This window comes from Bacillus shivajii (genome assembly GCF_020519665.1).
Lineage (GTDB): Bacteria > Bacillota > Bacilli > Bacillales > Salisediminibacteriaceae > Bacillus_CA > Bacillus_CA shivajii.
Map to the genome: position 1 here is coordinate 2610609 of NZ_CP084703.1, position 24623 is coordinate 2635231.

Below are 24623 nucleotides of genomic sequence, written 5' to 3' on the forward strand. Positions count from 1 at the left end.
CTATAAGACATAAAAAAAGAACCATTAGAAAGGCATTTTCTAATGGTTCTTTTTGATAAGCTTAAATTAATACTGAAAGTTTTAGTTCTTCACTTTATCAAGTTCTACTAAGAACTTGTCGTTTAATACTTTAATATACGTCCCTTTCATACCAAGTGAACGAGACTCGATAACCCCTGCACTCTCAAGCTTACGTAGTGCATTTACGATTACTGATCTCGTAATACCAACGCGGTCAGCAATTTTACTTGCTACTAGAAGACCTTCATTTCCATCTAGTTCTTCAAAGATATGTTCTACAGCTTCTAATTCACTATAAGATAATGAACTAATTGCCATTTGTACGACAGCTTTACTTCTTGCTTCTTGTTCAATTTCTTCTGTTTTCTCGTGTAAAATTTCCATCCCTACTACTGTAGATGCATATTCAGCTAGTAATAAATCATCATCATCAAATGAATCTTCTAGACGAGCTAGAATTAATGTCCCTAAACGTTGACCTCCACCTTGAATCGGTACAACTGTTGTTAGCCCTGCTGAGAATAAATCTTTATTCTCTACAGGAAATGCCGTAAACTCACTATTAATATCTAGATTTGGACTAGTTTCTTCGATTTTAAATAAACCGCTTGTGTACTCCTCTGGAAATTGACGAGCCTCAAGCATTTGTTTCATACGCTCATTTTCAATTTCTTGTTTAATTGAATAGCCTAATAATTTACCTCGGCGACTTACGATAAAGATATTTGCTTCAATCACATCTCGTAATGTTACTGCAACATCTTTAAAGTTAACTGATTGTCCTCCGCTCTTTTGAAGTAATTCATTAATTTTACGTGTTTTCGATAATAGATCCATTTCTTGTCCTCCTAAAGAATATATTGACTTAAGTCTCGATTTTTCACTACATTTTGTAATTTTTCTTCGACGTATTCAGGTGTTATCACAATTTCTTCTAAAGTAATTTCTGACGCTTCAAATGATAAGTCCTCTAACAACTTTTCTAAGATTGTGTGGAGGCGTCTCGCACCAATATTTTCGGTTTCATCATTTACTTCTGTCGCTATTACGGCAATCCTACGAATAGCATCGTCAGAAAATTTTAATTTTATTCCTTCTGTTTCCAAAAGAGCTTCATATTGTTTGGCTAACGCATTATCTGGTTCAACGAGAATACGTACAAAATCATCCACAGTTAAACTAGATAGCTCTACTCGAATTGGAAAACGCCCTTGAAGTTCAGGGATTAAATCTGAAGGCTTAGAAAAATGAAATGCACCCGCTGCGACAAATAGCATATGGTCTGTTTTGACTGGACCGTACTTTGTAACGATCGTAGAACCTTCTACAATTGGTAAAATATCGCGCTGTACGCCCTCTCTTGACACATCTGCCGATTGTTGTTTACTTTTCCCAGCTACTTTATCGATTTCGTCTATAAAAATAATTCCCAATTGTTCAGCTTTTGAAACAGCAGCTTGTGTAACTTCATCCATATCGATGAGTTTTTGTGCTTCATCTTCCGTTAGAACTTTACGGGCATCTTTCACTTGGAGCTTACGCTTTTTCTTTTTCTTCGGCATCATATTACCTAGCATATCTTGCATGTTCATACCCATTTGTTCCATTCCTGAGCCTTGAAACATATCAAACATATTGCCTTGCTGGTTCTCATCTACTTCTACCGTTACATAGTCTTCTTCAAGTTCACCTGCAGCTAACTGAGAAGCAACCTTCTTTCTTCTTTCACGGACACTATCATCTTCTTGTTGACTGTCTTGTTGAGATTGTTCTTCTTCTTGGTTCCCTTGAAAAAGCATTTCAAATGGATTTCGGTAGTTCGACTCTTTCTTTGCCTTTGGTACTAATAGTTCTACAAGTCGACGGTTCGCATTTTTTTCGGCACGACCCTTCACTTCAACCATTTTTTCTTCCTTAACTAATCGAACTGATGTTTCAACAAGATCTCTCACCATCGACTCAACATCACGACCTACATAGCCAACTTCCGTGAATTTCGTCGCCTCTACTTTAACAAATGGAGCTCCTACAAGTTTTGCTAACCTACGAGCAATTTCCGTCTTTCCTACCCCGGTAGGCCCAATCATTAGAATATTTTTAGGTGTAATTTCATCCTTAAGTGCATCATCTAACAGGCTACGGCGATAACGGTTTCTAAGAGCAACCGCTACAGACTTTTTAGCACCTGTCTGGCCGACAATGTATTGATCCAACTTTTCTACAATTTGGCGTGGTGTAAATTTCTCACTCATTTTGTAACCTCCCATTTCAAGGAAAGATTGATTACTGACCTAGTTCTTCGACAATAATTGATTCATTTGTATAAACACAAATATCTGCAGCTGTTTTTAAAGAGGCATAAGCCATCTCTTTTGCCGAAAGATGTGGCGCATGCTCTTTTAATGCTCTACCAGCTGATAGCGCATAGTTTCCTCCGGAGCCTATCGCTAAAATGCCATCATCTGGTTCGATGACTTCTCCTGTACCAGCAATTAAGTATAAATTTGAACGATCCATTACAATTAACATCGCTTCAAGCTTTCGTAATACACGATCACTCCGCCATTCTTTTGCTAATTCAACTGCTGCACGCTGAAGATTACCACTAAATTCTTCAAGTTTTCCCTCAAACTTTTCATACAGCGTGAATGCATCTGCAACAGAACCTGCAAAGCCTGCGATTACTTTTCCTTTATATAGCTTTCGGACCTTTCGCGCTGTGTGTTTCATCACAACGGCATTCCCAAACGTCACTTGGCCATCTCCTGCTATTGCACATTGTCCTTTATGTTGTACTGCAAATATCGTCGTTCCTCGTATTTGTTCCATTTATACCCTCCTCGTCTATGCTCTCGGGTGAGAGTTGCGGTAAACTGCTCGTAGTCGGTCTTTTGTTACATGAGTATAGATTTGAGTTGAAGATAAGTGACTATGCCCTAACAACTCTTGAACGGTCCGTAAGTCCGCTCCTTCATTGAGCATGTGTGTCGCAAATGTATGACGTATCACATGCGGGCTCATTCTTGATGAAATTGACACTTCGTCAACAAGTTTATTTAATATGTTCCTAACACTACGATCAGTTAGGCGCCCTCCTCGATAATTTAAAAACACCGCGTGTTCATCACCGTTTGTTTTCAATAACTCAGGGCGACCTTTTTGCAAGTAGAGTTCAAGCGCATCCATTGCGAAACTACCAACTGGAACATACCTTTCTTTTCGTCCTTTTCCTTTTACAAAAAGAGTCCCTAATTCTTTATCGTAGTCAGATATGTTCAAGTTTACACATTCACTTACACGAATTCCCGTTGCATATAAAAGTTCTAATATCGCTAAATTTCGTTTCCCTAAAGCATCTTCCGCATTGATGGCTTCAAATAGCTTCATCATTTCTTCTTCGTAAAAAAAAGATGGTAAACGCGTTTCACCTTTAGGTACAGAAACCATTTTAAATGGATTGCTTTCTATAAATTCTTCTCGAACTAAAAAATCAAAAAGCGATCTTAACGAGGATATTTTACGTGCAACTGTTTTTCGAGCATATTCTTTCTCATGTAAAGAAGTTAAATATATACGAATTTCAACATAGGATACAGTAGCAAATGAATGAATATTTTGTTGCTCTAAAAACTGAGTGAAGTCAGTAATGTCTTTTTCATAGTGGGTTACTGTAAGACTCGATGCACCTTTTTCGATTTGCAAGTACTGAATAAAATTTTTTTTCCATTCTGCATTTGTGGTCATCATTCATACACCTTTTACCATGATTAAGAGCTACTAAATATTATCACAATTTAGTAGCCCTTTCAATAAATTTTACACTTTTTTCACAAAATTCTGAATTGTAGTCACTACTCGCTCAGCGAGCTCTTCATTCTGTTCTTTTTTTCACAAAACCTTCGACACCTGTCATTTTACCTGCAAAAGGAATCCCGTACTTTGATAATTGATATGAGGATTCACTTCCATAAGATCCCATTCCAATAACATTCACATATCAATTCGACAGAATCCCCTTCATTTCGTCAATCTTTCCGTTTGCAAATATACCTTAAAAAGAATGAGGTTGCAAGCATTTTAAATACATGATGTTAATTTTTCTCTTCTTTGTAATCACAAGATGAACATTGGACGTGTACACCTTTTTTCGATTTCTTCTCGACTAGCATACTTTCACACTTTGGACATTTCCTTGAGATCGGTTTATCCCATGAAATAAACTCGCAGTCTGGGTAACGGTCACACCCGTAAAAGATTCGACGCTTTTTACTTTTACGCTCAACAATGTTTCCTTCGTTACAAGTAGGGCACTTTACACCGATTTCTTTAACAATAGCTTTCGTATTTCGGCAATCCGGAAAGTTAGAACAAGCCATGAACTTTCCAAACCGTCCCATCTTATAAACCATTTCGTGGCCGCACTTTTCACAGTCTTCTCCAGCTGGTTCATCTTTAATTTCTACTTCTTCCATTTCCTCTTCTGCTATTTTCAGGCGTTTTTCGAAGTCACGATAAAACGTATCAATAACCTGAACCCAATTTTCATTACCTTCTTCAATTGAGTCTAAATCATTTTCCATTTTTGCCGTGAACTCTACATTTAAGATTTCAGGGAAGAATTCTTGAATAAGCTCTAAAACGATTTCCCCTAGCTCTGTAGGTACAAAACGTTTTTCTTCAAGTGCGACATATCCTCTTCTTTGGATTGTATCCAATGTTGGAGCGTATGTAGAAGGTCTACCAATACCAAGCTCTTCCATTGTTTTTACTAACCTTGCTTCAGTGTATCGTGGCGGTGGTTGAGTAAAGTGCTGGTTTGGATCAATTTTTTCCGCTTTAGCTGACTCTCCTTTTTCCATGTCTGGGAGAAGGCGGTCTTCTTCTTTCTTCCCGTCGTCATTCCCTTCAATATATACTTTCATAAACCCAGGGAATTTCAACTTAGACCCATTCGCTCGGAAAATGACACCATTGTTGTCTAAGTCAACGGACATCGTATCCATGACAGCAGGTGCCATTTGACTTGCAACCATTCGCTCCCAAATGAGTTTATATAGTCTCAATTGATCTCTGCTTAAGTATTGCTTTACTGTTTTGGGATCTTTCATTACAGAAGTTGGACGAATTGCCTCATGGGCGTCTTGTGTCTTTTGATTCTGCTTCGTCTTCGCTTTATTTGGGTTATAATATTCTTTCCCATAATTTGTTTCAATATATTCTTTCGCTTCTTGTTGCGCTGTTTCAGAGAGCCTCGTTGAGTCAGTTCTCATATACGTAATTAAACCGACCGTTCCTTCTTTTCCGAGGTCAATCCCTTCGTATAGTTGTTGTGCGAGCATCATCGTTTTCTTTGCACGATAATTAAGCTTTCTTGCAGCTTCTTGTTGAAGTGATGACGTTGTAAAAGGAACAACAGGATTTCGTTTTCTTTCTTTCCTTTTAACTTCTTTTATTTCAAAGTCATCGCCTGAAAGTTTTTGTAATACATCATTAACATCTTGTTGAGACTTTAAATCTTTCTTTTTATTATCAACAGCTACAAACTTAGCTTCAAAAGGATTTCCATCTTTCATAAAGTTTGCTTCAATTGACCAATATTCTTCAGGTTCAAAATTCTTAATTTCATTTTCGCGATCAATAATCATTTTTACAGCGACAGATTGTACACGACCAGCACTCAGCCCTTTTTTCACTTTCTTCCATAATAAAGGACTAATGTTGTAACCAACGAGGCGGTCTAGAACACGACGAGCTTGTTGTGCATCCACTAAACTCATATCAATCGTTCGTGGTTCTTTGAATGAATCTTTTATTGCTTGTTTTGTAATCTCATTAAAAACAACACGACATTTTGAGCGTTTATCTATATTTAAGCTACCGGCTAAATGCCATGCAATTGCTTCCCCTTCACGATCCGGGTCGGCAGCGAGATAGACTTTCTTTGCTTTTTTAGCTGCTGCTTTTAGTTCTTTTAATATCGGCCCTTTACCGCGAATTGTTATATATTTAGGCGTGTAATCTGACTCTACATCGACACCCATCTGACTTTTAGGCAAGTCAATAACATGTCCCATAGATGCTTTTACTGAATATTTCTTCCCTAAATATTTTCCAATTGTTTTCGCTTTAGCGGGCGATTCCACGATCACTAAGTAATCGGACATACCCAATTTCCTCCCCCTTAGAGGTAATTTAAAATCTTCCCTATTATTAAACACACTTTTAGCATTTGTCAAACATCTAATTTAAAATCAAGTAAATCAAATAAGGGCTGAAAACGTTCACACCAACGTTTTAGGCGTCAAAATAAATTTTGAAAATTTAAAAAGAAAATGAAACTCAATCTCTTAAAATTCATTTCATTAATATTATTTTATGTTGTTTATTGAAAAGTTCGAGTAAATGTAATATGACTCTTCAGGAAGAGCAATAGTAGCAGTCAATCTGTTCTTTATCATTTGTTTATTAGAGTTGCGCTTTTCTTATTGTATTCCACAATTCACCCTAAAAATATTCCTCCAAAATATCTTCTACAGATAAAATAAGTTTTGCTCCTTGCTGGATAAGTCGGTTTGTACCTACAGACTCTCTTTGTGATAAACGTCCTGGTAATGCGAGAACATCTCTATTTTGCTGCATAGCTAAGTCTGCGGTAATTAATGATCCACTCTTTTCTTTCGCTTCTACAATTAACGTGCACATTGATAAACCACTAATGATTCGGTTTCGTTCAGGGAAGTGCCACTTTTTCGGTTGGACATAAGGGGGATATTCAGAAATGACTAACTGTGATTGCTTTAACGAGTCAAATAAGGAGAGGTTGGAACGTGGGTAGACATTTTCAAATCCGAAAGCACAAACTGCCGCTGTCTTGCCGTTATCGTTCATTGCAATTTCATGTGAAAACTTATCAATTCCTAAAGCAAGTCCGCTAATGATAATAAAACCATGTTCGATTAATGGTTTGATAAGTTGTTTTAATTCATAATAAGCATATTTTGATGGATGTCTCGTTCCTACAACGCTTATAGGGAGAAAGTTGTGTAAAATAGAGAGGTCTCCTTGATAATAAAGAACCCAAGGTGGATCATATATTTGCTTTAATAATGGTGGGTAATCTCGTTGAAAAATTGTCGTTACATGAATATTTCGTTCTTGTAAGTTTTTTTTAACTTTTTCAATCGTAAAACGTTTCATATTTTGTAATAAGACCGTAGATTGCTTATAAGTGGCTCCATAATGCAGCTCAACTTCTTTTGGTGACATTTCATAAATTTGTTTAAATTCAGGGTCTTTGTCAAAGATTTTTTTTATTAATTTAAAGCTTCCATAACTACAGTAGTGAAGGTGAAGGAGTCTTTCATAAGAAGTGTTCATGTTTCATCTTTCCTTTCTGATAACTCGAGGAAATAAAGGGGCTATGTTGAAGTGGATAATACAAATTGTGGAAAACAGGAGGTACCCTCGACCACCATCGACCGAGGGTATTCTCCTATGAATTATTTATGTGTAACGCACTTTTCAAAAATTCCTTGATCTTTAAGAACAGAAATTAACGTATCTCCCATTACCGCAGGTGTTTCAGCTACTTTCACACCACAGCTTTCAAGCGTTTTAATCTTCTCTGCAGCAGTACCTTTCCCTCCGGAAATAATCGCACCTGCGTGTCCCATACGCTTTCCAGGAGGTGCTGTTTGACCGCCAATAAAGCCTACAACAGGTTTTGTCATATTAGCTTTAATCCATTCAGCAGCTTCTTCCTCTGCAGTACCACCGATCTCACCGATCATGATGACAGCATGTGTGTCCGGATCTTCATTGAATAGCTTTAATACGTCAATGAAGTCTGTTCCGTTTACAGGGTCACCACCGATTCCAACAGCTGATGACTGACCGATTCCTTCTGTTGATAGTTGGTGTACAGCTTCGTAAGTTAATGTACCAGAACGAGAAACAACTCCAACGTGTCCTTTTTTATGAATGTAACCTGGCATAATTCCAATTTTACACTCTTCTGGTGTGATAACACCTGGACAGTTTGGCCCTACTAAACGTGTTTCTTTACCTTCAAGGTAACGCTTAACTTTAATCATATCAGTAACAGGGATTCCTTCAGTAATTGTGATAACTAAATCGATTCCCGAATCAGCCGCTTCCATAATTGCATCTGCTGCAAATGCAGGTGGAACATAAACGACAGAAGCGTTCGCACCTGTTTTTTCGACAGCGTCAGACACTGTGTCGAATACTGGGATCCCTTCTACTTCGGTGCCGCCTTTACCAGGAGTAACACCACCAACAATTTGCGTTCCATATTCAATCGCTTGTTTCGTATGGAATAAGCCAGTTGCTCCAGTAATCCCTTGAACAATGACTTTTGTATCTTTATTGATCAAGATGCTCATTAAAATCCCGCCTTTCTTTACGCTTTAACTAGTGAAACGATTTTTTCTGCACCGTCTGCCATTGAGTCAGCTGCAGTAATATTCAATCCAGATTCCTCTAGGATTTGTTTTCCTAATTCTACGTTCGTTCCTTCTAAACGAACAACTAGTGGAATTTCTAAACCAACTTGTTTAGTCGCTGCTACAACACCTTCGGCAATAACATCACACTTCATAATTCCACCGAAGATATTGACGTAAATTCCTTTTACGCTCTCATCAGAAAGGATAATTTTAAATGCTTCTGTTACTTTTTCTGTTGTTGCGCCTCCACCAACATCTAAGAAGTTGGCTGGATCGCCATTGTAATGTTTAATGATGTCCATCGTTGCCATGGCAAGACCTGCACCATTAACCATACATCCAATATTTCCATCTAATGAGATATAGCTTAGGTCATACTTCGAAGCTTCAATCTCTTTTGGATCTTCTTCGTCTAAATCACGATATTCTAGAATATCTTTTTGACGATATAATGCGTTTGAGTCGAAGTTTAACTTTGCATCAAGAGCCATTACTTTACCGTCTCCAGTAGTGACAAGCGGGTTGATTTCTGCAATTGAGCAATCCTTTTCGACAAATACTTTATAAAGACCCATCATAAATTTCACAGCGTCTTTGACTTGCTCTTTAGGGATGTTGATGTTAAAAGCTAATCGACGTGCTTGATAAGGCATTAGGCCTGTAACAGGGTCGACTACTTCCTTGAAAATTTTCTCAGGAGTTTCTTCAGCTACTTCCTCGATCTCTGTACCACCTTCTTCAGATGCCATCATGACAACTTTAGAAGTTGCACGGTCAACAACTAGACCGACATAGTATTCGTTTTTGATGTCGCAACCTTCTTCAATTAGTAAACGCTTAACTTCTTTACCTTCTGGTCCAGTTTGATGTGTTACTAAGGTTTTGCCTAAAATTTCATCGGCATATGTACGAACTTCGTCTAAATTCTTAGCAACCTTTACCCCACCAGCTTTTCCACGACCACCTGCGTGGATTTGTGCTTTGACAACGTTTACATCAGTTCCTAAAGATTGTGCTGCTTCTACTGCATCTTCTACAGTAAATGCTACCTTTCCATTAGGAACGGCTACACCGTAGCTTCTTAAGATTTCTTTACCTTGATACTCATGGATATTCATAGCCATCCTCCTTACTGAGTAAATGAGTTCTTGTATGGCATATTCGCCATACATTGAATTCGCGAATAATTTCACAAATCCTTTTAATCATAGAAAATACTTTTAAAAAATAGAAACATTATGACAAAGGAGTCCGTATTTACCGCTCTCTGTCATACATTGTCTATTTTACTATACTTTTCGACAATTTTGTGAATAATCAGCTTAAAAAATTTAATTATTTTTCTGTGATCCTATTTAATCCTAGAAACAAACTGGCAAAAAGCCACTGACAACGGGCATACAAAGCGATTTAACAGAAAAAAATCCGCTGATTACTCAGCAGATTTAGTCGAAGCTACCCATGTTTTTTCACCCGTTTGATGTACAGGGTGAGTAAACATATCCTTTATCATCGTTTCTTTTTCTATTTTTTTCCTTGACGCTTGTTCATCTTCAATTAATGGGGCCTCTTCTTCTTCCACCCAATGGTCCCCTGACATGATCGCTGGATCAATCGTATCGTCCCAATGATCTAAAGGAGTTTCCGGGTTCGGGTTATATGATCTTTTCTGTTTTATGTTATTTTTCTTCTTTTTGTTGTAATATTTTTCGTGTAGCAGAGCCTATTTTTCCTTGCTGATCGTTTTGCGTCGCACTGTGGAAGATCCCAAATTCTTGTGCGACCTCTGCACGATATTGGTTCATATAGTCTTCTACACCATCAACAACTAGTTTCGACCGTTTATCCACGACTATCCCTCCTTCATTCTATAGGATGACCGAATTCATATAGAGAAAACTTAGGAATTTTTTCCTCTTTTCTCACGATCTAAAGCATAGATAAAGGCAAAAATTTCAGCAACAACTTCATACAATTCAGCCGGAATACTTTCGTTTATTTCAAGTTGTGATAATAATTCTATAAGTGACCTGTCTTCTTGAATCGGCACATCACTTTCTTTAGCCCTTTTTATGATTTCTTCTGCAACGTAACCTTTTCCTTTCGCCTTGACCTTTGGGGCGTCATGAATTTCATGGTCATATCCTAAAGCGATGGCTCGCTTATTTACGATATCTTTATTCTGCTTGTTTGACCCACTCATATACGTACATCAACCCCTTTATATGACGTGTACTCCTTGCCTGATCGAGGAGGTTTTTTCACTTCATTTTCACTTACAGGGTTTGTCCACTTTAAAGAAGTCAATTCGTAATCAAGTTTGTGTAATTTTCCCTTAAGGAATGGGAACCATAAATTTTGAATGGAGAATGGTTTTTCATGCTCATTAAATACTTGTAAAGAAACAATTTTATTTTGAATTTGCACATCGACTACTGTCTCATTTAATGATTCAAGCTCTAAATAAAGTAATATTCGGCAATGATCCTTATCTATTTGCCCACTACTTTTTTTCTTGCCTTCCCATTGAATCATCACATCTTTATATTTCTCTTGCCATTTTACAGGTATTTGTACAGCTATATGGTGGATAGGTCCGTATGAATCCGTAGAAAGAAGTTGATTTCCAGTAATACGGTTTAATAGCAGTTCAGCTTGCTCTCTAAGCCCACCTTGAAGATGAACAGGTTGCTTTATAAATTGCAGTAATAATGCTTTCATCGTTTGTTGTTGTTGACTATATTGTTCATTTTGCATATTTATCTTCAAATCAGCTTCATGATGCACTCCTAATAATTGGATTAATTGCTGAATTGGAAATGAGCGTATTTGATGATCAATACTATTGCTTGAATCGTTCGTATTAGTCATTTGTCCTGAACTATTAAGAACGGATGTTAACATCTGTACTAGTTGATCATTCACTTTAGACAGTTGTGGCTGCCCTTTTAAGCCATTTACCATTGACTCCATCATTTGTGCCATTGACTGTGTATGATTGAGCGCTGCCATACTCTCAAAGGTAGTATTTGTTAACGGTAGCCCTCTTTGAACCATCATCGTAATGAGATTTAACGTTTGTTGGTTAGAATACTGTGATTGTTCAAAAAGGTTTCCTGCATCACGTATATTTTGTGGTGTAAAAGGAAGATTTTCTTGAGAAAGCCTTTGAATAACTTGTTGATTCGCTTTCGTATGATCTAGTCCTAACTGTTGGAGTGGCAGTTGATTCCCTCCATCATTTGGACGATGGTTCGGTACAGACTCAAGGACCTTTATGCGAGGAAGTCCTTCTCCCCCTAGAACTCGAAACCAGTATCTCTCTCCCTTCTCTAATTGCGCTTCTAGCTTCGCAGTTAAGGTGAGCGCCCCTAATTGCAACTGTGCTAATTGTCCAGGGTAAAGTTGTGTAATTGCTCCTTGAAATACTTGCCCAGGCCTAAGATTGATAGATTTTGAATGAATCGGATCAAGACCTTGAACAACTTGATTTAACATCTGTGTTTGAAACATAGGTTTCACCTCTAGGACGAAATTAAGATGAAGATACTACTGCTTTCACTGGGGAAAAAGATTGTCGGTGCTCTTGCTCCACAACGCCATGTGTATGGAGAGCCGTTAAATGTTCACTCGTTCCATACCCCATATGATTCTCAAAGCCATACTCCGGGTACTTTTCCCCTAAACCTTCCATATAGCGATCTCTAGTGACCTTGGCGATTACAGAACTCGCTGCAATACTAATACTTTTTGAATCACCTTTAATAAGAGGCGTTTGTGGTGTTGATATAGGCAAGTTGATCGCATCTAATAATAAATAATCAACATTTACCTTTGTCTCTTCAATCGCTCTTTGCATCGCTATTTTAGTCGCTTCATAAATATTAAATTGATCAATTTCTGCTGCTGAGCAAATACCAACTCCAACAGCAGTTGCATTGCCTTTGATCATATCGTAAAACATTTCTCGCTTCTCTTTCGATAGTTTCTTAGAATCTGTTAATCCAGGTAAATAAAAGTTCTTTGGTAAAATGACGCAAGATGCAACGACTGGACCTGCTAGTGGGCCACGACCAACCTCGTCAACACCACCGATCCATTGATACCCTTGTTCCCATAAAGATTGTTCATATTGTTTCATTTGTTCAAATTCTTTTATTGCTTCGCGTTCTTTTTCTCTTTTTTTCTCCCATGATCTGATCAATGTTTGAACACCTTTACGTTCATCTTTTCTTACTTTTATTAAAAACGGATCTGTTTCATCTTTAATATGTAGTAACCGTTCTTTTATTTCTTTAATCGTATATATAGCTTTCATTGTCTTCCTCCTCTTACCTTATATATCGGATAAAAGCTTCGTTTTATTAATTTTCACTAATTCAAATAAGCTACCCTGAAAATACGTGCTTATGTTTGACAGCTTATGTGCTCGCTTTCCGCGGGCACGGCCTCAACTTCCCAAAACTCTCAAAGTTCGTTTTGGGTGATTTTCGGCTCGTGCGTTCCCGCAGGAGTCTCGCACAAGCTGTCAAACTCAAAATTAAAAAAGAAATTTTCATGTCTCATGGTGCTAATAAAATTTACATGGAAGTCTACCCTGAAAATAAAATTAATAATGAACGATTTGATATATTATTGTCATAATAGATCTTAAACGAAGAAAAGACACGCTATTTGGCGCGTCTTTCAGTTTGGTTATGGAGTTTCTAATGTGATTGTACCGAGTTTTCCTGTTCGAAAATCACGGAAAACAATCTCAGACACACGGTCATAATCAATGTGTCCCCCTGAAACAAGGCAACCTCTTTTTTTTCCTATTACATCGAAAAGGTCAACGATATCCTCAGGAATGTGCGTAATACCGTATCTCTCTTCCAATTTTCTTGGATATTCTTTACTTAAATAACGAAGCAAAAATACAGTCGTATCTTGGAAATCGAAAATTTCTTCTTTGATTGCACCAGTAAGAGCAAGTCTATAGCCGACAGCTTGATCTTCAAATTTGGGCCAAAGAATACCGGGAGTATCAAGAAGTTCCATTTCTTTGCCGACTTTAATCCATTGTTGTGCCTTTGTCACTCCTGGCTTATCACCAATTTTGGCTATCTTTTTATTCGCTAATCGATTTATAAGTGTGGATTTACCAACATTTGGTATCCCTAATATAAGAGCACGAATCGCACGAGGATTCATTCCTTTAGCAATCATTTTATCAGTTATTGGCTTAGCTAATAACTGAACTTTTTCAGAAATACTTTTGATTCCCTTCCCTTTTTGTGAATCAACTACAACAACAGAGTGTCCCTCATTTTCAAAATATGAGATCCATTGATCTGTTTTTGCCGGATCAGCTAAGTCAGATTTATTAAGGATAATTAAGCGTGGTTTTTCACCAGCAATCTCATCTATAACTGGATTTCTTGAAGAAAGTGGTATTCTTGCATCAAGTAACTCGATAACGACATCAATCAATTTGATTTTTTCTGTTGCTTCTCTTCTCGCTTTGGCCATATGACCTGGATACCACTGAATGGTCATGACACTTCACCCTCCTAGTTAACTAAGCGCACCTCAGAAAAAGGCCAAAATACAAAGTTTGCCTTCCCTACTACTTCATCATAATGTACCATACCGATATGACGACTATCTTTACTATGTTGACGATTATCTCCTAAGACAAACAAATGATTTTCTGGGACTTTTTCATAATCTGTGACATCTTCTAAACTAAAGTCTTGTGTAAAAGGAAGCTTTGATGCACTCTCTTTATATTCTTCTAAATAAGGCTCATCTAATGGCTCCCCATTTACATATAAAACATCGTTTTCATATGAAACCGTATCTCCTGGTAATCCAATCACACGTTTAATATAATCTTTATTATGAGGAGCATGGAAAACGATAATATCAAATCTATCTGGCTCCCCTATGTTATAACCAATTTTATTTACAATCATTCTGTCATTATGATCTAAAGTCGGCATCATTGATTGGCCGTCAACGACGATCGGTGCAAAGAAGAAAAATCGAATGACGACTGCTAAGAGCAAGGCGACAACGATTGCTTTTAACCATTCCCACGATTCTGATTTTGCCATGTTTCTGTCATCCCCTATTCATAATTGAAACGTAGTGCTTCGTTACATTCCGTTAGATCGTTCATTACTATCCGTTATGTAATATACTCAACGTATATTCTATCATATCATTACATATATTCTCTATGGACATTTCTTTCTATGAAGTCTTTTAAAACGAAAAAAGGAGCTTGATAACAAGCCCCTTCTTACTGCATTATCTTTCTTTAATACGAGCTGCTTTACCACGTAGTGCACGTAAGTAATATAGCTTCGCACGGCGTACTTTACCACGACGAGTTACTTCTAACTTATCGATACGTGGAGAGTGAACCGGGAATGTACGTTCCACTCCAACACCGTAAGAAATTTTACGAACAGTGAATGTTTCGCTGATTCCAGTACCACGGCGCTTAATAACAACACCTTCGAATACCTGGATACGTTCGCGTGTTCCTTCAACAACTTTCACGTGTACACGTACAGTGTCTCCAGCACGGAACTCTGGTAAATCAGACTTCAATTGTTCTTTTGTAAGATCGCGAATGATTTGTTCCATTGTCTGTTCGCCTCCTTCCCTCCAGACGTTCATGTCTTATTTGCGACAGCGGAACATCTTGATAATGGCTTTTAAGCCAACAAAAAATATCATATCATAGCATAAGCATGAACTCAACTATTTTTTCGTTTTGCTTTGCAATGTTGATAAATACTTTTGATCTTTATCGGATAATTCTACTTCCTCTAAAAGGTCAGGTCTGCGTTCATACGTGCGTTTTAAAGCTTGTTCACGCCGCCACTCGTCAATTTTTCCATGGTGACCCGACATAAGAACATCCGGAACTTTATAACCTTTAAATTCTTTAGGTCTTGTATAATGCGGATATTCGAGAAGTCCTGTACTATATGAATCAGTAATCGCTGACGTATCGTTTCCTAATGCACCGGGTAGGAGTCTAGTCACACTATCAGTGATGACCATCGCTCCTATTTCCCCTCCAGTTAACACATAATCACCGATGGAAACTTCATCAGTAATAAGGTGCTCGCGAATTCTTTCATCGTACCCTTCATAATGACCACAAATTAGGATAAGATGATCTTCCTGTGCAAATTCTTCCGCTTTCTTTTGGTCATAACGGTCTCCTTGAGGACATAGAAGAACAATTCTTGGTGGTTTTTCCGAATCATTATTTGTTTTCGTCGCTTCAACCGCATCAAAAAGTGGCTGTGGAGTTAAAACCATTCCCCCTCCACCACCATATGGGTAATCATCAACACGATTATGTTTATCTTTCGTATATTCACGAAAGTTTTTCACGTCATACGTGATTACCCCACGATCTTGCGCCTGCTTTAATATTGATTGTTGAAAAACACCAGTGAACATTTCAGGAAACAATGTTAATATTGATATCTTCATTCATCTAGCAACCCTTCCATTGGGTGAATCACAACTTTCTCTTCATCTAAGTCTACACTTTTGATTACATCATCAATATATGGAAGTAGAATTTCCTTTTTAGCTTCAGAAGATTTTACAACCCATACATCATTAGCCCCTGGTGAAAGAATTTCTTTTACTTTTCCTATATAAGTTCCAGTATCTGTGTAGACACTTAGGCCAATAATCTCATGATAATAATATTCACCTTCATACATATCATCGTCGAGATCATCAATCTTTACTTTCAGCAGCTTGTCCTTATATTTTTCTACTTCATTGACATTGTCAAATCCCTCGAAACTAAGTAAGTCAAATTGCTTATGTTTCCGCCAAGTCTTAACAATGACTGGTTTATGTTCTTTAGCGCCATCATAAATATATAATTTACTCCCAGGAGCATAGCGCGTTTCAGGAAAATCCGTTCGTGATATAACACGTACTTCACCGCGAATGCCGTGTGTATTAACGATTTTCCCAACATTTAACCAATCAGTCATCTTCCATGCCTCCTTGGCGTAATTCATGAACAACACCGTCTTTAATGACAATTTCTGTGCCTTTCATAATTTCTTCCCAATTATCTCCTTCTTCAACCTGTTCGATCATTTGAATGACCCCTTCACGAACTTCAGCACCTAAATCTAAAGATTCTAACTGACCGAGCTTTAGTTCAATTTGGCGAAGACGTTCTTTTCGTTTTGCTACTTCACGATTAAAGCTTTCTTTTAGAGATGCTTGGTATTTCGGATTATTTTTATGTTCCTTTTGTTTTTTATGTAGGACGAATTCTAGCTGCTGGATTTCTTTATTTAGTTGATATTGTTTACTTAAAAACTGTTCTGTTAATCTTTTTTTACTACCATCCGTTAATATCTGCTTTACTACTACTTTTTTAATAATCTCCACTATGCCACCTCCGCATAGAATTTATTATATTTCACTCTTATCATTTTATTTATTTTGCTCTGTTATAGATTATTGTTTTTGCATATATACACTGTGTTTTTTAGGACGAGTCATCAACAAATAAGCGATTACAATTTTATTTATTAATGTCTCTGTTTGGAAGCACTTGTTGCTTCGCTTTCTGCGGGCACGGCCTCAACTTCCCAAAACTCATCAGATTCGTTTTGGGTGATTTTCGGCTCGTGGCTCCTGCGGTTACTCGTCGCTATTCCCGCTAGAGTCTCGCAACGTGCTTCTAAACTTACCTTAATCATTAAAATTAAATTCATTTTCAAGCGACATGGTACGGTTTCATTAAGATGGATATCTACTAAATTAATTTTCCCACTAAAGTGGACATCTTGCATTCCTCCATCTAATAATAAAACAGTACTCTATACGAAAAAGCCTTAATTAAAAATCCTTTTTTTACATATGGAAAAAGGGAGAGGACATACCTCACCCTTTACCCAATTTCTAAATTAATGCGCTTGTTTTGATTCGTACCAGCTGCGTTCACAACTGAACGAATCGCTTTTGCAATACGGCCTTGCTTGCCGATCACTTTCCCCATGTCGTCCGCGTGAACTTCTAACTTCAATGTGAGTGATCTTCCGTTTTCAGTCTCTGAAACACGGACATCATCTGGATGATCGACAAGGGCCTTTGCAATAGATTCCACTAATTCTTTCATGTCACTCACCTTTTGTTCTTATTTGCTCGCGTTGAACTTATTTTTCGTTCTTCGCATTGTGAAGCTTTTCCATTAAGCCTACGTTTGAGAATAAGTTGCGAACAGTGTCGGAAGGTTTAGCGCCATCCATCATCCACTTCAACGCTTTATCTTCATCTACGTTAAACTCCACTGGGTTTTTAAGTGGATTATAAGTACCTAGTTCTTCAATAAAACGACCATCACGTGGTGAGCGAGAGTTCGCTACTACGACACGATAGAAAGGAGATTTCTTTGCTCCCATTCGCTTTAAACGAATTTTTACTGCCATGTGTTTCACCTCCAAATTTCATTAACACAATTACATATATTATCATAAACAATACTAGAGGACAACCCCCAGTAAAGTAAAAAACCTTAACAGACAAAAAATATTTTTCCAAGCTAAAAAAAGTAAGCGTTTTTTACATAAATGGTAGCTTAAAGCCACCTTTTTTCTTCCCTTTTTGCATGCCTGACATTTGCTTCATCATCTTCTTCATATCTCCGAACTGCTTTATAAGTCTGTTCACCTCTTGAACAGAGGTTCCACTTCCTTTTGCAATTCTACGACGACGACTTGCATTTAAAAGAGACGGATCTTCCTTTTCCGCTTTAGTCATTGATTGGATGATCGCTTCAATATGCACAAGCTGTTTATCATCAACTTGAACATTCTTTAAGCCCTTCATTTTGTTTGCACCAGGCATCATACCAAGGATCTCATCTAATGGTCCCATGCTTTTTACTTGATCTAGCTGTTCAAGAAAATCATCGAACGTTAAATCATTTGTGCGCATTTTGCGCTCTAATTCTTTTGCTTTTTGTTCATCAACGTTCGTTTGTGCTTTTTCAATTAAGCTAAGCACATCCCCCATACCGAGGATTCTTGAAGCCATACGATCCGGGTGGAAAGGCTCTAATGCATCCGTTTTTTCACCCATACCGACAAACTTAATCGGCGTATCTGTTACAGATTTAACTGATAATGCCGCACCACCACGAGTATCTCCATCTAACTTCGTTAATACGACACCCGTAATTCCTAATCGATCATTAAAACTTTCTGCAACATTAACCGCATCTTGACCTGTCATCGCATCAACTACGAGTAGAATTTCATCTGGATCAGCTAGTTCTTTAATGTCAGCTAATTCATTCATTAGTTCTTCATCAACATGCAAACGACCAGCTGTATCGATTAGTACATAATCATGGTGATCTTCTTTTGCTTTTTCTAATGCACTTTTTGCAATTTCAACTGGGCTCACTTTATCTCCCATTGAAAAAACAGGCATATTTAACTGTTTACCTAGTGTCTCTAACTGCTGAATTGCGGCAGGTCGGTAAATATCAGCTGCAACCATTAATGGATTTCGGTTATGTTGTTTGCGCAAATGATTTGCAAGTTTTCCTGTCGTCGTTGTTTTACCAGCACCTTGAAGACCAACCATCATAACAACTGTCGGTGCTTTTTGGGCAACAGCAATTTTACTTTGCTCTCCACCCATAAGTTCAGTTAATTCTTCATTAACGACTTTAATGACTTGCTGACCTGGTGTTAAACTTTCTAACACTTCTTGACCAACTGCGCGTTCTTTTACACGAGAAACAAATTGCTTAACAACTTTAAAGTTTACGTCTGCTTCTAAAAGGGCAAGACGTACTTCTCGCATCATTTCTTTTACATCTTGTTCCGAGACCTTACCTTTTCCTCGGATTTTATTTAAGGTTCCTTGCAGTCGTTCTGCTAAACCTTCAAATGCCATTTACTTTGCCCCCTATTCAAGTTTCTCGAGCTTATTTATCGTCTCGATCATCATTTCGGGACTTCCACTCTCTTGAATGACTGTTTTCAGCTTGTCATAAAGCTCTTTTCTTTGTTCGTAACGATGAAGAAGCTTCAGCTTTTCTTCATACTCTTCTAACAAGGCTTCCGTCCGTTTGATATTATCATATACTGCTTGACGACTCACTTCAAAGTGTTCAGCAATCTCCCCTAACGACCAGTCATCCAAATAGTACATTGACATGTATTGGTTTTGCTTGTCTGTTAAAAGATCTTGATAAAAATCATATAAATAATTCATGCGAACCGTTTTATCTATCAAACGTCTCACCACCTTGTTAAGGTATTTGACTTTACATTTATAAATAATACAAGAGAGTTGGAAGACTGTCAAGAAAAAAACTTGTCACTTAATTATTTACTTATTTCATTAGATGAATGATCTTCTGCCGCTTCCTCTGCTTGCTCTAACACTTCAGAGAATAAGCCGTGAACATATTGTTCTGCATAAAATTCTTGTAAATCATCCATGCCTTCTCCAAGCCCAACAAATTTGACCGGAATTTCAAGCTCATGACGAATCGCTAAAACAATACCGCCTTTTGCTGTTCCATCTAGTTTTGTTAATACGATACCAGAAACGTCTGTTGCTTCCCCGAACGTTTTTGCTTGGCTCATGGCATTTTGTCCTGTTGTTGCATCTAATACGAGTAACACTTCATGAGGTGCGTCTGGAATTTCTCTCGTGATCACTTTTTTCACTTTTTCAAGTTCTTTCATTAAGTTTACTTTGTTTTGCAGTCTTCCAGCGGTATCACATAAAAGAACATCTGCATTACGTGATTTTGCCGATTGGATCGCATCGTACATCACAGCTGCAGGATCTGATCCTTCTTGCTGTTTAATTGTATCAACACCGACTCGATTTCCCCATACTTCTAATTGTTCGATCGCACCTGCTCTAAACGTATCACCTGCAGCAAGTAATACATTCTTTCCTTCTTGTTTAAACTTGTGTGCCATTTTTCCGATCGTTGTCGTTTTACCAACTCCGTTTACTCCAACGAAAAGAATGACAGTTAAATCGTTTTCTTTCATGTTTAACTTTGTTTCATCTTCTGACTCTTGGAGAAGTTCTGCTAGTTTTTCAGAAATAACTGGCTGGATGTCTACCGCTTCGGAAATGTTCCTTGTACGCGCTACGTCTTTAAGCTCGTCGATCAATTCCATAACGGTATGAACACCGACGTCCGCTGAAATCAAAATGTCTTCTAGCTCTTCAAAGAACTCCTCGTCGACTTTCCGGTAATTTTTTACGAGATCGTTCATTTTACCGACAAACGATTCCCGCGTCTTTGTTAGACCGCCTTTAAACTTTTCTGTTACTGTGTCTGTTTGATGTGTAATTTTCTCTTTTAATTTTTTAAAAAAGCTCATTGTCATACCTCCACTATAAGTAAATTTTCAAAGCTATTTTTGGGTTTTGTTAACTCATTTGTACGAGTTCTTCAGTTTCTTCTAGTTTTACGGAAACGAGTTTGGAAACACCTGATTCCTGCATCGTAACACCATATAAGACATCTGCTTCTTCCATTGTTCCTTTTCGGTGAGTAACGACAATAAATTGCGTTTCATGACTAAAATCTTTTAAGAATTGGGCAAATCGGACAACGTTTGCCTCATCTAGTGCAGCTTCTACTTCGTCTAACACACAAAATGGTACAGGACGAGTTTTTAAAATCGAAAACAAAAGTGCGATCGCAGTAAGGGCTCGTTCACCACCGGATAATAAAGCTAAGTGTTGCAGCTTTTTCCCAGGGGGTTGGGCCACGATATCTACACCAGTATTCAACAAGTCCTCTGGGTTTGTTAGCCTCAAATCGGCCTGTCCGCCCCCAAATAACTCTTTAAAGATGACATGGAAATGTGACTGAATTTCATCAAACGTTTCTTTAAAACGTTTCGTCATTTCCTCATCCATTTCATTGATGACTTGATGAAGTGTTTCTTTTGCTTCTTCTAAATCACTCTTTTGTTCCATCAAGAAATCATAACGTTCTTTTACCCGTTCATACTCTTCAATAGCTCCAACATTGACAGCACCTAATTCTTCAATGGCCATTTTAATGAGCTTGACTTTGTTTTTCGCCTCTTCTAATTCAAGCGTTAATGGAAAGTCACTTTTTGCGGCTTCAAATGTCAGTTCATACTCACCTTCAAGCTTATTTAATCGGTTATCAAGCTCGACATCTAAACGGTTTACTTTCACTTCTGTTTCATGAAGTTGGCTTGACGTATATTTTAATTGGCGTCTTTGTTCTTTCAACTCATTTTCTATGTCTTCTTGACTTTGTTGAATTTGCAGTCTTTCAGAGCGCCTTTTCGATATTAATTGAATGGTACGGTCTTTTTCTTTTCTTCGGTCTTCAATCGCATCATCCAAGGTTTCAGCATCTGTACTTTGAGATGAGATTTCCTTTTCTAGCTGAAAATATTCTGTTTCTTTTTCAGCAAGTGAATCGGAAGTTTCTTTATAATCAATTTTCATTCTTTCAAATTGTTCTTCACAATGCAGGAGTTGTTCTTCTTCTTTAGCAAGATTCACTTTTAGGTTTGTTAATTCATCACTGATCGCATCTTTTGAATGCTTCGCTTCTTCTTGTTGTTTTGATAAACGCTCCATTTCATCATTTAAAAACTGGATTTTTTCATTGCATGTAATTAATTCTTTTTGTAATAATTCAAGTCGTTCTTTCTTACTCGTTTGTTCCTCTTCATACTCATTCTTTTCTAAATCATACAACTTCAAACGTTCACTAACTGTTTGTTCAGACAGCTCAAATTCTTTCACTTTTGCTTTATGTTTTTGCTCAAGTTCTCTTAATTGCTCCCCTTCATGTTGAGCATTTCTCAATTTGTTTTCTATCTCTTCTTTTTGTTGCTTCAACGTTGCCACTTGTTTTTGTAGATAATCCGAATCTTTCTCGATCTTTGCAAGGTTTTTCGTTACTGTCGCTAATTCTTGTTGGCGTCCCAATATTTGGCTTTGCTTCTGTTTAATACTTCCACCTGTCATCGCACCACCTGGATTAATGACATCCCCTTCTAGAGTAACGATCCGAACCCGATATTTCGTTCGACTGGCAATGTTATTTGCGCTCTTCATATCTTCAGCGATAAGGATGTTCCCTAAAATATGGGACAGAACGTTTTCATATTTCGAGTCATATTTAATAAGGTCCTTTGCAACCCCTACAAAGCCTTCTGTTTCACTTGCGGCTTGTAATTCCGCCGGTTGAATAAAACGTGGCTTGATGACGTTCATTGGTAAAAACGTCGCTCTCCCTAAACGGCGTTGTTTTAAAAATTGGATCGCTTTCCTGCCTGTTGCTTCATCACCTACGACAACATGTTGTTGCGAAGCACCAAGTGCAATATCAATCGCTGTTTGATGGACCTTTTCGACTTCAATTAACTCAGCTACAGCCCCTTCAATTCCAGGAAATTGTCGATCTCGTTCTTTTAAGATTTCTTTAACACCTTGAAAAAATCCAGAGTAATCATTTTGCATATCTTCTAATACTTCTTTACGAGATTTTAGCTGTTGAAGGTGGCGATATGCTTCATATAACAATGACTCTTTCTTTTGATAATCAGCTTCAATTTTTTCCAATTCACGTTTCATGTCTTGATATGAGTGAACTCTTTCATCAAGCTGTTTTTTCTGATTTTCCCACTCTTGTTTTGCATGAATTAACTGCTCCCGTATATGCTCTCTTTTTTCAACGAGATCAACATTGTCTTTTTCTAGACGTTCATGCTTCTCTTTTTCTTTAGTGAGCTGTTCTTCGATGTATCTCATCTCATTTTTCTTAGAGGCTTGTTCATTTAACCACTCTATGTAGTCTGACTTTAGCTCTTCTAGTCTTTCTTCGCTATTTTGCTCTAAGAGATGAAGTTGTTCCGTTTTGTTATTAATTTGCGTTTTTGTTTCTTTCACTTTTTGTTGAGATTTTCCAACGAGTTGCTCTTGTTCATTTAATTCATCTTCCAGCCTTGTTTTCTTCTCTTTCAGCTGTGTAATCTCTTGAAGAAATTGGTCTTTATTATGAATAAAGTTTCTTTTACGTTCTTTCCAAACTTCTTTTTGTCCCTCTTGCTTTTCGAGCTCTTCACTTGTCGATAATAAAACATCTTGAAGTTCATTAATGGATTCATCCATCGTTTGAATATCATGTCGAAGACGTTCAACTTTCGCTTCTTGCTGTTTCACTGTTGCTTGTAGTGAACCTTCTTTATTTTGTAAAGACTGAAGCTCTTCCTTTTCCTTCGTCCACTTTTCATGCAAGTCTTCGATTTCTTTTACAAGTACACCGACTTCAAATTGTTTTAGTTCCTCCTTTTTCTCTAGGAACTCTTTGGCAATCGAAGCTTGTTCTTTTAAAGGCTCGACTTGCCCTTCTAGTTCATGGAGAATGTCACGAACACGGTTTAAATTATCTTGTGTTTCAGAAAGTTTCTTTTCTGACTTGATTTTACGGTGTTTATATTTTAATACGCCTGCTGCCTCTTCAAAGATCGCTCGGCGCTCTTCTGATTTACTGCTTAAAATTTCTTCTACGCGCCCTTGTCCAATAATCGAAAAAGATTCTTTCCCAAGTCCTGAATCCATAAACAAGTCGACGATATCTTTTAGGCGGCAAGGTTGTTTATTAATTAAATATTCACTCTCTCCAGATCGATAGACACGTCTTGTTACAGCAACTTCACTATAGTCAACTGTAAGATGTTGATCTTCATTATCTAAAACGAGGGTGATTTCAGCCATATTTAATGGTGGTCGACTATCACTTCCAGAGAATATGATATCTTCCATTTTTGCCCCTCGTAAGTTCTTTGCTGATTGTTCTCCTAATACCCAACGTATTGAGTCTGATATATTACTCTTCCCACTCCCGTTTGGGCCGACAACTGCAGTTACACCTTGAACAAAGTCGATTGAAAGTCTTTCAGCAAAAGATTTAAACCCAACGAGGTCCAATCGTTTAAGAAACAATGACATTCACCTCTAATTTCTATCCTCAAAATCATGCATTTTTTATCACTTTAACTTAATTATTTTACCATAACGCAGATAAAGGTTAAACGCATTTCGATAAATGGT

The 24623-nt window shown here is 37.6% G+C and carries 25 protein-coding genes and 1 pseudogene; all 26 read right to left on the reverse strand.

All coding sequences use genetic code 11. The annotated features are described in order from the left end of the window. Nucleotides 1-81 precede the first annotated feature (81 nt). Nucleotides 82-858: a GTP-sensing pleiotropic transcriptional regulator CodY gene (gene codY / locus LGQ02_RS12750; protein WP_226514749.1), complete on the reverse strand. Its 777-nt coding sequence runs from the start codon at nucleotides 856-858 to the stop codon at nucleotides 82-84. 11 nt (nucleotides 859-869) lie between these two features. Continuing rightward, on the reverse strand, nucleotides 870-2273 hold the full coding sequence (gene hslU / locus LGQ02_RS12755) for an ATP-dependent protease ATPase subunit HslU (RefSeq protein ID WP_226514750.1): 1404 nt from the start codon (nucleotides 2271-2273) through the stop codon (nucleotides 870-872). 31 nt (nucleotides 2274-2304) lie between these two features. Continuing rightward, a complete protein-coding gene (hslV, locus tag LGQ02_RS12760; protein ID WP_226514751.1) occupies nucleotides 2305-2850 on the reverse strand; it encodes an ATP-dependent protease subunit HslV in 546 nt (181 codons plus the stop codon). Between the two features lie 15 nt (nucleotides 2851-2865). Next, entirely contained in the window at nucleotides 2866-3768 is a 903-nt protein-coding gene (gene xerC / locus LGQ02_RS12765) for a tyrosine recombinase XerC (protein ID WP_404802354.1), read from the reverse strand. A gap of 344 nt (nucleotides 3769-4112) precedes the next feature. Further along, a complete protein-coding gene (topA, locus tag LGQ02_RS12770; protein ID WP_226514752.1) occupies nucleotides 4113-6185 on the reverse strand; it encodes a type I DNA topoisomerase in 2073 nt (690 codons plus the stop codon). A 340-nt stretch (nucleotides 6186-6525) separates the two neighbouring features. Continuing rightward, on the reverse strand, nucleotides 6526-7398 hold the full coding sequence (gene dprA / locus LGQ02_RS12775) for a DNA-processing protein DprA (RefSeq protein WP_226514753.1): 873 nt from the start codon (nucleotides 7396-7398) through the stop codon (nucleotides 6526-6528). A gap of 122 nt (nucleotides 7399-7520) precedes the next feature. Then, on the reverse strand, nucleotides 7521-8426 hold the full coding sequence (gene sucD, locus LGQ02_RS12780; RefSeq protein WP_226514754.1) for a succinate--CoA ligase subunit alpha: 906 nt from the start codon (nucleotides 8424-8426) through the stop codon (nucleotides 7521-7523). Between the two features lie 17 nt (nucleotides 8427-8443). After that, nucleotides 8444-9607, reverse strand: a complete 1164-nt coding sequence (sucC, locus tag LGQ02_RS12785; RefSeq protein ID WP_226514755.1) for an ADP-forming succinate--CoA ligase subunit beta — start codon at nucleotides 9605-9607, stop codon at nucleotides 8444-8446. A gap of 314 nt (nucleotides 9608-9921) precedes the next feature. Beyond that, a complete protein-coding gene (locus LGQ02_RS21325) occupies nucleotides 9922-10071 on the reverse strand; it encodes a hypothetical protein (protein ID WP_264183982.1) in 150 nt (49 codons plus the stop codon). A 27-nt stretch (nucleotides 10072-10098) separates the two neighbouring features. Next, nucleotides 10099-10209, reverse strand: a pseudogene (locus LGQ02_RS21520) (hypothetical protein); the annotation flags it as partial. After that, nucleotides 10169-10339 carry a small, acid-soluble spore protein, alpha/beta type gene (locus LGQ02_RS12795; protein ID WP_226514756.1) on the reverse strand — a complete coding sequence of 57 codons (171 nt, stop codon included), beginning with the start codon at nucleotides 10337-10339 and terminating at the stop codon, nucleotides 10169-10171. The gene LGQ02_RS12795 and the pseudogene LGQ02_RS21520, both read right to left, overlap by 41 nt. A 50-nt stretch (nucleotides 10340-10389) precedes the next feature. Further along, entirely contained in the window at nucleotides 10390-10692 is a 303-nt protein-coding gene (locus LGQ02_RS12800) for an EscU/YscU/HrcU family type III secretion system export apparatus switch protein (protein WP_226514757.1), read from the reverse strand. Beyond that, nucleotides 10689-12002 carry a hypothetical protein gene (locus LGQ02_RS12805; protein WP_226514758.1) on the reverse strand — a complete coding sequence of 438 codons (1314 nt, stop codon included), beginning with the start codon at nucleotides 12000-12002 and terminating at the stop codon, nucleotides 10689-10691. The genes LGQ02_RS12800 and LGQ02_RS12805 overlap by 4 nt, the downstream gene beginning before the upstream one ends. A 22-nt stretch (nucleotides 12003-12024) precedes the next feature. Then, on the reverse strand, nucleotides 12025-12807 hold the full coding sequence (locus tag LGQ02_RS12810; protein WP_226514759.1) for a ribonuclease HII: 783 nt from the start codon (nucleotides 12805-12807) through the stop codon (nucleotides 12025-12027). A 377-nt stretch (nucleotides 12808-13184) separates the two neighbouring features. Then, a complete protein-coding gene (ylqF, locus tag LGQ02_RS12815; protein ID WP_226514760.1) occupies nucleotides 13185-14027 on the reverse strand; it encodes a ribosome biogenesis GTPase YlqF in 843 nt (280 codons plus the stop codon). 14 nt (nucleotides 14028-14041) lie between these two features. Continuing rightward, nucleotides 14042-14587 (reverse strand): signal peptidase I, encoded by a 546-nt coding sequence (gene lepB / locus LGQ02_RS12820; RefSeq protein WP_226514761.1) that lies wholly within the window; start codon nucleotides 14585-14587, stop codon nucleotides 14042-14044. Nucleotides 14588-14783: 196 nt separating this feature from the next. Continuing rightward, complete coding sequence (gene rplS / locus LGQ02_RS12825) at nucleotides 14784-15125, reverse strand: 50S ribosomal protein L19 (protein ID WP_226514762.1); 342 nt, start codon at nucleotides 15123-15125, stop codon at nucleotides 14784-14786. Nucleotides 15126-15242: 117 nt separating this feature from the next. Further along, entirely contained in the window at nucleotides 15243-15989 is a 747-nt protein-coding gene (gene trmD / locus LGQ02_RS12830; protein ID WP_226514763.1) for a tRNA (guanosine(37)-N1)-methyltransferase TrmD, read from the reverse strand. After that, nucleotides 15986-16510, reverse strand: coding sequence for a ribosome maturation factor RimM (gene rimM, locus LGQ02_RS12835; RefSeq protein ID WP_226514764.1), 525 nt, complete (start codon nucleotides 16508-16510; stop codon nucleotides 15986-15988). Before rimM ends, trmD begins: the two co-directional genes overlap by 4 nt. Next, entirely contained in the window at nucleotides 16503-16919 is a 417-nt protein-coding gene (locus LGQ02_RS12840; RefSeq protein WP_226514765.1) for a YlqD family protein, read from the reverse strand. The genes rimM and LGQ02_RS12840 overlap by 8 nt, the downstream gene beginning before the upstream one ends. A gap of 505 nt (nucleotides 16920-17424) precedes the next feature. Further along, complete coding sequence (locus LGQ02_RS12845) at nucleotides 17425-17652, reverse strand: KH domain-containing protein (RefSeq protein WP_226514766.1); 228 nt, start codon at nucleotides 17650-17652, stop codon at nucleotides 17425-17427. A 37-nt stretch (nucleotides 17653-17689) separates the two neighbouring features. Then, nucleotides 17690-17962, reverse strand: a complete 273-nt coding sequence (gene rpsP, locus LGQ02_RS12850) for a 30S ribosomal protein S16 (protein ID WP_226514767.1) — start codon at nucleotides 17960-17962, stop codon at nucleotides 17690-17692. A 133-nt stretch (nucleotides 17963-18095) separates the two neighbouring features. Next, entirely contained in the window at nucleotides 18096-19439 is a 1344-nt protein-coding gene (gene ffh / locus LGQ02_RS12855; RefSeq protein ID WP_226514768.1) for a signal recognition particle protein, read from the reverse strand. 12 nt (nucleotides 19440-19451) lie between these two features. Continuing rightward, nucleotides 19452-19781, reverse strand: coding sequence for a putative DNA-binding protein (locus LGQ02_RS12860; RefSeq protein ID WP_226514769.1), 330 nt, complete (start codon nucleotides 19779-19781; stop codon nucleotides 19452-19454). A gap of 92 nt (nucleotides 19782-19873) precedes the next feature. Beyond that, nucleotides 19874-20896 (reverse strand): signal recognition particle-docking protein FtsY, encoded by a 1023-nt coding sequence (gene ftsY / locus LGQ02_RS12865; RefSeq protein ID WP_226514770.1) that lies wholly within the window; start codon nucleotides 20894-20896, stop codon nucleotides 19874-19876. Between the two features lie 49 nt (nucleotides 20897-20945). After that, on the reverse strand, nucleotides 20946-24515 hold the full coding sequence (gene smc / locus LGQ02_RS12870) for a chromosome segregation protein SMC (protein WP_226514771.1): 3570 nt from the start codon (nucleotides 24513-24515) through the stop codon (nucleotides 20946-20948). Nucleotides 24516-24623: the final 108 nt, after the last annotated feature.

Coding starts and splice junctions, on each gene's coding strand:
- codY (WP_226514749.1), bottom strand. CDS start 858: ATGGATCTATTATCGAAAACACGTAAAATTAATGAATTACTTCAAAAG.
- hslU (WP_226514750.1), bottom strand. CDS start 2,273: ATGAGTGAGAAATTTACACCACGCCAAATTGTAGAAAAGTTGGATCAA.
- hslV (WP_226514751.1), bottom strand. CDS start 2,850: ATGGAACAAATACGAGGAACGACGATATTTGCAGTACAACATAAAGGA.
- xerC (WP_404802354.1), bottom strand. CDS start 3,768: ATGATGACCACAAATGCAGAATGGAAAAAAAATTTTATTCAGTACTTG.
- topA (WP_226514752.1), bottom strand. CDS start 6,185: ATGTCCGATTACTTAGTGATCGTGGAATCGCCCGCTAAAGCGAAAACA.
- dprA (WP_226514753.1), bottom strand. CDS start 7,398: ATGAACACTTCTTATGAAAGACTCCTTCACCTTCACTACTGTAGTTAT.
- sucD (WP_226514754.1), bottom strand. CDS start 8,426: ATGAGCATCTTGATCAATAAAGATACAAAAGTCATTGTTCAAGGGATT.
- sucC (WP_226514755.1), bottom strand. CDS start 9,607: ATGAATATCCATGAGTATCAAGGTAAAGAAATCTTAAGAAGCTACGGT.
- LGQ02_RS12800 (WP_226514757.1), bottom strand. CDS start 10,692: ATGAGTGGGTCAAACAAGCAGAATAAAGATATCGTAAATAAGCGAGCC.
- LGQ02_RS12805 (WP_226514758.1), bottom strand. CDS start 12,002: ATGTTTCAAACACAGATGTTAAATCAAGTTGTTCAAGGTCTTGATCCG.
- LGQ02_RS12810 (WP_226514759.1), bottom strand. CDS start 12,807: ATGAAAGCTATATATACGATTAAAGAAATAAAAGAACGGTTACTACAT.
- ylqF (WP_226514760.1), bottom strand. CDS start 14,027: ATGACCATTCAGTGGTATCCAGGTCATATGGCCAAAGCGAGAAGAGAA.
- lepB (WP_226514761.1), bottom strand. CDS start 14,587: ATGGCAAAATCAGAATCGTGGGAATGGTTAAAAGCAATCGTTGTCGCC.
- rplS (WP_226514762.1), bottom strand. CDS start 15,125: ATGGAACAAATCATTCGCGATCTTACAAAAGAACAATTGAAGTCTGAT.
- trmD (WP_226514763.1), bottom strand. CDS start 15,989: ATGAAGATATCAATATTAACATTGTTTCCTGAAATGTTCACTGGTGTT.
- rimM (WP_226514764.1), bottom strand. CDS start 16,510: ATGACTGATTGGTTAAATGTTGGGAAAATCGTTAATACACACGGCATT.
- LGQ02_RS12845 (WP_226514766.1), bottom strand. CDS start 17,652: ATGAAAGAATTAGTGGAATCTATTGCAAAGGCCCTTGTCGATCATCCA.
- rpsP (WP_226514767.1), bottom strand. CDS start 17,962: ATGGCAGTAAAAATTCGTTTAAAGCGAATGGGAGCAAAGAAATCTCCT.
- ffh (WP_226514768.1), bottom strand. CDS start 19,439: ATGGCATTTGAAGGTTTAGCAGAACGACTGCAAGGAACCTTAAATAAA.
- ftsY (WP_226514770.1), bottom strand. CDS start 20,896: ATGAGCTTTTTTAAAAAATTAAAAGAGAAAATTACACATCAAACAGAC.